This is a genomic window from Marinospirillum sp. (genome assembly GCF_014859565.1).
In genome coordinates, this window is the sequence record NZ_JACUUA010000200.1 from 1 (window position 1) to 5,761 (window position 5,761).

General features: G+C 51.2%; 5 protein-coding genes. 4 read left to right on the top strand and 1 reads right to left on the bottom strand.

Annotation, left to right across the window (positions count from 1 at the left end):
- Positions 1-131 precede the first annotated feature (131 nt).
- The gene (gene nhaB / locus IBX50_RS16320; protein ID WP_292257358.1) at positions 132-1,655 is read right to left on the bottom strand and encodes a sodium/proton antiporter NhaB; all 1,524 of its coding nucleotides are present in this window, start codon (positions 1,653-1,655) and stop codon (positions 132-134) included.
- A gap of 277 nt (positions 1,656-1,932) precedes the next feature.
- Here nhaB and IBX50_RS16325 point away from each other — a divergent pair, with 277 nt between their 5' ends.
- The 4 genes from IBX50_RS16325 to IBX50_RS16340 all read left to right on the top strand — a co-directional run bounded on the left by IBX50_RS16325 (position 1,933) and on the right by IBX50_RS16340 (position 5,625).
- On the top strand, positions 1,933-2,781 hold the full coding sequence (locus tag IBX50_RS16325) for a pirin family protein (protein WP_292257359.1): 849 nt from the start codon (positions 1,933-1,935) through the stop codon (positions 2,779-2,781).
- A 77-nt stretch (positions 2,782-2,858) separates the two neighbouring features.
- Positions 2,859-4,340: an NCS2 family permease gene (locus IBX50_RS16330; RefSeq protein WP_292257360.1), complete on the top strand. Its 1,482-nt coding sequence runs from the start codon at positions 2,859-2,861 to the stop codon at positions 4,338-4,340.
- A gap of 2 nt (positions 4,341-4,342) precedes the next feature.
- On the top strand, positions 4,343-4,687 hold the full coding sequence (locus IBX50_RS16335; protein WP_292257362.1) for a metalloregulator ArsR/SmtB family transcription factor: 345 nt from the start codon (positions 4,343-4,345) through the stop codon (positions 4,685-4,687).
- A 20-nt stretch (positions 4,688-4,707) separates the two neighbouring features.
- On the top strand, positions 4,708-5,625 hold the full coding sequence (locus IBX50_RS16340; RefSeq protein ID WP_292257361.1) for a DUF4351 domain-containing protein: 918 nt from the start codon (positions 4,708-4,710) through the stop codon (positions 5,623-5,625).
- Positions 5,626-5,761 lie beyond the last annotated feature (136 nt).

Here is a 5,761-nt window from a genome sequence, read left to right on the forward strand (position 1 = left end):
TTGCTGACTCTGCTGGTGGTGCCGCTGACCTACAACCTGCTGGCTCGTAATACCAGCTCACCGGAAAGTGTTACAAGAATGCTGGAAGCTCAGCAGAATCGTCAGGATCCCAGACCCTGACGACCCATTTTTTATAACCAGTGGGTGACAGCCCAGAAGCCAACACCCCCCATCACCAGTGTATAAGGCATAGCCATCAGCACCATGCGACCATAAGACAGACGCACCAAGGGTGCAATGGCAGAGGTCAGCAGAAACAAAAACGCTGCTTGTCCATTGGGCGTCGCCACACTGGGCAGATTAGTGCCAGTATTGATGGCAATGGCCAGCAACTCAAACTGCTCTCGACTAATCTCACCCCGTAAAAAAGCAGCCTTGATTTCACCGATATAAATGGTTGCCACAAACACGTTATCAGAAATGGCTGACAACAAGCCGTTAGCAAAAAACAACATGCCCGGCTGACGCTCCAGAGGCTGACGTAGTACCAGCTCAATAAAAGGCTGGAACAGCTGCTGGGTATGAATCACCGCAACGATGGTAAAAAACACCACCAGCAGTGCAGTAAAGGGCAAAGCCTCCTGAAACGCCTTACCAATCTGATGCTCTTCATTAATACCGTTCAAGCTGGTCAGCAGCACTATCACCGCCAAACCAATCAAACCCACCTCGGCCAGATGAAAAGCCAGCGCCACCACCAGAAACACCGCTACAGCCGCCTGTACCAGTAACTGAGCGGTCTCGCGTGGTGTTCTGCGCTCAGTCTGATAACGATCAAAATCTTCCAGAATTGTCCGCACTCGGCCTGGCAGGCGTCCGGCATAACCAAAAAAACGACCCAGGGGTTTGATCTTTTCCAACAGCAGGCAGGTCATTAACCCTGCCGCCAGCACCGGCAGACTGACAGGAGCCATGTGCAGGAAAAACTCCTTAAATCCCCAACTGGCTTCTTTGGCAATCAGCAGATTCTGCGGCTCACCCACCAAAGTACAAACCCCACCCAGCGCTGTACCGATTGCAGCATGCATCAACAACGAACGCAAAAAACCCCGGAACTGCACCAGATCTTCCCGTTGTGCCTCCAGAATGCTCAGATCATTGCCATGGTCATGCCCCTGCTGGTGGTATTCCTTGCCGGAAGCCACTCGGTGATAAACCGAATAAAAACCCACGGCAATTGAGATGATTACCGCTGTGACTGTTAAAGCATCCAGAAAAGCGGACAACAAGGCTGCAGCAGCACAGAAGATAAAGGACAGTAACGACTTGGAGCGTACACCCACCAGCATTTTGGTGAACACAAACAGCAACAGTTGTTTCATGAAATAAATACCTGCCACCATAAACATCAGCAGCAGAATCACTTCAAGGTTGTGTCGCACCTCATACAGCACCATCTCCGGGGTGGTCATACCCAGAAACACCGCTTGTAATGCCAGCAAACCACCCGGCAACAGGGGATAACATTTTAGTGCCATCGCCAAAGTAAAAATAAACTGTGCCAGCAGCACCCAACCCGCCAAAGCCGACCAAGGCCCCGGCAACCAGTGCATCAGCGGGTTAATCAGCAAAAACAGGAGGATCAGGTATTTGTACCAGTAGGGGGCGTTGCCGAGAAAGTTCCTGAGCAAACCCTGAGCAAGGGAAGCAGTCATGATTTTTATCCTTCAGTAGGTTTTTAAGATCAAGTTTGAAAAGGGAAATGTGCATAACAACCACTCACAAAATAGGGGCAGGATCATCGGGATCCCGAATGGCGCGCATGGTGCGACAAAACGCCGCGCAAGACAAGTGCACTAAAGAGGTAATTCGCTCGGAAAAATGAACGCCCAGTCACTCCAGCAACAGGCTATTAATCCCATTAATTTTTCAGGATTTTTTTCCTGTGCAAACTGCACTAAGCTGGAAGGACTAAAAACAGGAGGCAACACCATGTCTACCCAACGCCTGACCGGAATCAGAACCGCCCAACCTTCTCAGGATGGTGACGGAGTCAAAATCCGGCGTATCCACGATTTTCGTGGTGGCCTGGATCCATTCCTGATGCTGGATGAACTCAAGGCATCAGCAAAAGAGGATTACATCGGTGGTTTTCCACCTCATCCACACCGGGGCTTTGAGACCCTCACCTACATCCTGCATGGCGGCCTGACTCATGAAGACTCCATGGGTAATAAGGGCGAAGTACATGCCGGTGATGCCCAGTGGATGAGTGCCGCTCATGGTGTAATTCACTCGGAAATGCCACTGTTGGACAGTGACGGCCTGCACGCTTTTCAGATGTGGATCAACTTGCCCGCCCACCGCAAGCTTGAAGCACCCCAGTACCGTGATCTGCGTGATGCAGAAATGGGTCACCTGAACTGGCCAGATGGGCACTTAAAAGCCATCGCCGGACACTGGCAAACCAGTGCTGGTGAAACCACCAGCAGCCTGGCTCAGGTTGGTGAACAGGCAGCACTGGCTGATCTGCAATTACAGCCCAGCACCCAGCTGGATATTCATGTGCCTGCCGGACAACAGCTGCTGGTGTATGTTTACGCTGCCGAACTGGAGCAAGGCATCAAAACCGGCCAGCTCGGCACCTTTGCAGCGGAGGACTCGGCTTCAGTCATTTGCTTGCAGGCCAGCGCCAGTGAAACCACTGGTGTGTTACTGCTGACCGGCCCGGCACTAAAAGAACCCATTGCCCACTACGGGCCTTTTGTGATGAACACTGAAGTGGAGATCCAGCAGGCGATGCAGGATTATCAGAGCGGTCAACTCACTGCCCGGAGCTGAACGGCTCACTGCTTCTGTTCAACACCGTTAACTGCTAAAATCCGGCCTCTTATTTCTTCCATCAAGAGGCCTGCCGCATGGCATCCCAGCCGGTTCACTACCCCTGGTACAAAAAAGAAGACACGGATGCCTTCTTTGCGCTGTTCCAGAACAACATCGCCAACTTTGTCATTATTGCCATCACCCTGCTGGGTATGGGATTTCCTGCCAGCATCGTTTTTGGTCAGGTGCTTCCCGGTGCTGCCGTGGCAGTAATGTTCGGTAACTTCTACTACGCCTGGAGTGCCGCCCGTCTGGCACGTAAGGAAAACCGCGTGGATGTCACTGCGCTGTCTTACGGCATCAGCACCCCGGTGATGTTTGTGTTCCTGTTTGGTGTGTTATTGCCGGCCAAAACCCTGACTGGTGATGCTGAACTGGCGTGGAAAATTGCCGTGGCAGCCTGTTTTATCAGCGGCCTGATTGAAGTCATCATCAGTGTTATTGGCAACTGGGTGCAAAAAAACCTGCCGCGTGCTGCGATGCTGGGTGCGGTGGCCGGTGTAGCACTTACTTTTATTGCCGGTGAAATGCTGTTCAAAACGCTGGAAATGCCGGTCATTGGCCTGCTGGTACTGGCGATTATTCTGGTCGGGTTAGTAGCACGTGTGGCCATGCCGTTTAACATTCCTGCTTCACTGTTTGCGATTATTGTTGGTACTGCACTGGCTTATCTGCTGGGTGAATCCGACAGCCAGAACATTGGTGAAGCTTTCACACACTTTGGTTTTTATCCCATCCTGCCCGGTTTTGCCTGGTTTGACGGGCTGGGACTACTGTTTACTGTTGGTGTTGCTTTGCTGACTGTGATTCTGCCAATCACCCTCTACAACGCCATCGAAACCATGAACAATGTGGAAGCCATGGAAGCCGCCGGTGACAAGTATGATGTGCGTGAGTGTCAGGCAGTGGACGGTGTGGGCACCATGCTGGGCGCGGTATTTGGTGGCCTCTTCCCGACCACGGTGTACATTGCCACGGTGGGTGCCAAGTGGATGAATGCCGGGCGGGGTTACAGCCTGCTGAACGGCGCGGTGTACTTTCTGGCGACCCTGTTTGGCCTGATTGCTTTTCTGGCTGCGCTGATTCCAGTTTCCGTGGTGGCACCGATTCTGGTATTTGTTGGCATGTCGATGATTGCCACTGCATTTCAGACCAACGACACACGTTATTACCCGGCTGTGGCACTGGCTATGCTGCCCTATTTTGCCAACTATGTAATGACCCGCTTCAACCGTGGTGCCGGTGATGTGGTCAGCGGAATCTCTGAAGGCATCGTGGTATTGGGTCAGGGAGCCATGTTCACCGCCATCCTGCTGGGTGCCATGGCCGTCAGTGTTATTGATCAGAACTTCCGACGCGCCACCATCTTTGCTGTTATTGCTGCCGCCCTGTCATTTATTGGCTTGATGCACGCACCCAGGCTCGGTTTTTACGCCGCGCCGGACTTTGTGCACGGCTACCTGGTCATGGGTGTATTTTTTGCCTGGTTTGCTTATAAGGAAAAAGGAACTCACTGATGATGACCCCCGCCCAGTTTTTTAAATGCCTGAGTGATGACACCCGCTGTAAACTGCTGTTGCTGGTGATGGCAGAAAGTGAACTCTGTGTCTGTGAGTTCACCCATGCATTAAATGACAGCCAGCCCAAAATCTCTCGCCATCTGGCACAACTGCGCAGCTGTGGGCTGCTCGTGGATCGCCGCCAGGGGCAGTGGGTTTATTACAGCATCAAACCGGCAGTTAATCACTGGACTCGCCAGTTACTGGAAGACTTCTACAAGGTTCAGTCGGGTTACATCACCGAAGAACTGCAACGCCTGCACACCATGGGTGACCGACCACAGAGACAAAAGGACTGTTGTTGATCCAAACCAAGGAGGTCTAAGTGAGCAAAAATACCAGCCATGACCAGAACTTCAAAAACCTGATACTGGATTACCCTCATCAAGCTCTGGAGTTTTTTGCTGCAGATGAAGCCAAAGACATTCATTCTGATGTACGCATCACGCCAATACGACAGGAACAACTCAAGGAACGCTTAGGTGAACGCTTTCATGAGCTGGATGTTCCGCTGCTGGTTGAATGGCCTGACGGCAGACGCGAAGCGCTGCTCTTTGTGCTGGAAGAGGAAACTGACCCTCGCCGCTTTTCTATCCATCGTCTGGCTCATTACACACTACACCTGAGCGAACTCTTTGAAACGCAACGGGTCGTACCCGTCGTTATCTTTTTGCATAGCCACGCACACCTGCCAGCCAAACTGAGCATCCAGAGTGAACGCCACACTTATCTGGAGTTTAATTACCTTCAGACCCAGCTGGACACCATGCCCGCCAGTCAGTTTCTTGAAAGTAACAATCTGGTTGCAAGGCTCAACCTGCCAAACATGCAATGGCACCAGACAGAAAAAATTGAAATCTACGCCAAAGCAATACAAGGCCTGCTGACACTGGAGCAAGACCCAGAAAAGCAACTAAAATATCTGGACTTTGTCGATATTTATACTGACTTCAGCGAAGATGAACGAATAGTGTATCAACAGCGTTACCCAAAAGAGGATCAGAAGATGACTGGACTGGCAGAAAGACTTCACAACGAAGGTGTTCAGCAAGGCATACAGCAGGGCATGCAGCAAGGCATGCAAAAAGGTGAAGCTCAGGCGCTAAGAAAACTCATTCAACTCAAGTTTGGGAAACTTCCCGGCTGGACAGAAGAGCGAATTAGTACAGCAAGCCTTGAACAACTGGAAGTCTGGATTGAGCGCATTCTGACTGCTGAAAGCCTTGAGGAGCTACTGGGTTAAGCTCGACCTACTGTTTTTTGATACAAATCATAGACCATCCGCTTATTTTTTGATCTATTGAATGCAAAAGGACTATTGCAATAACAACAAGGAGGTTCCATGAGAATCCTACTCACTGGCGGCACTGGTTTTATTG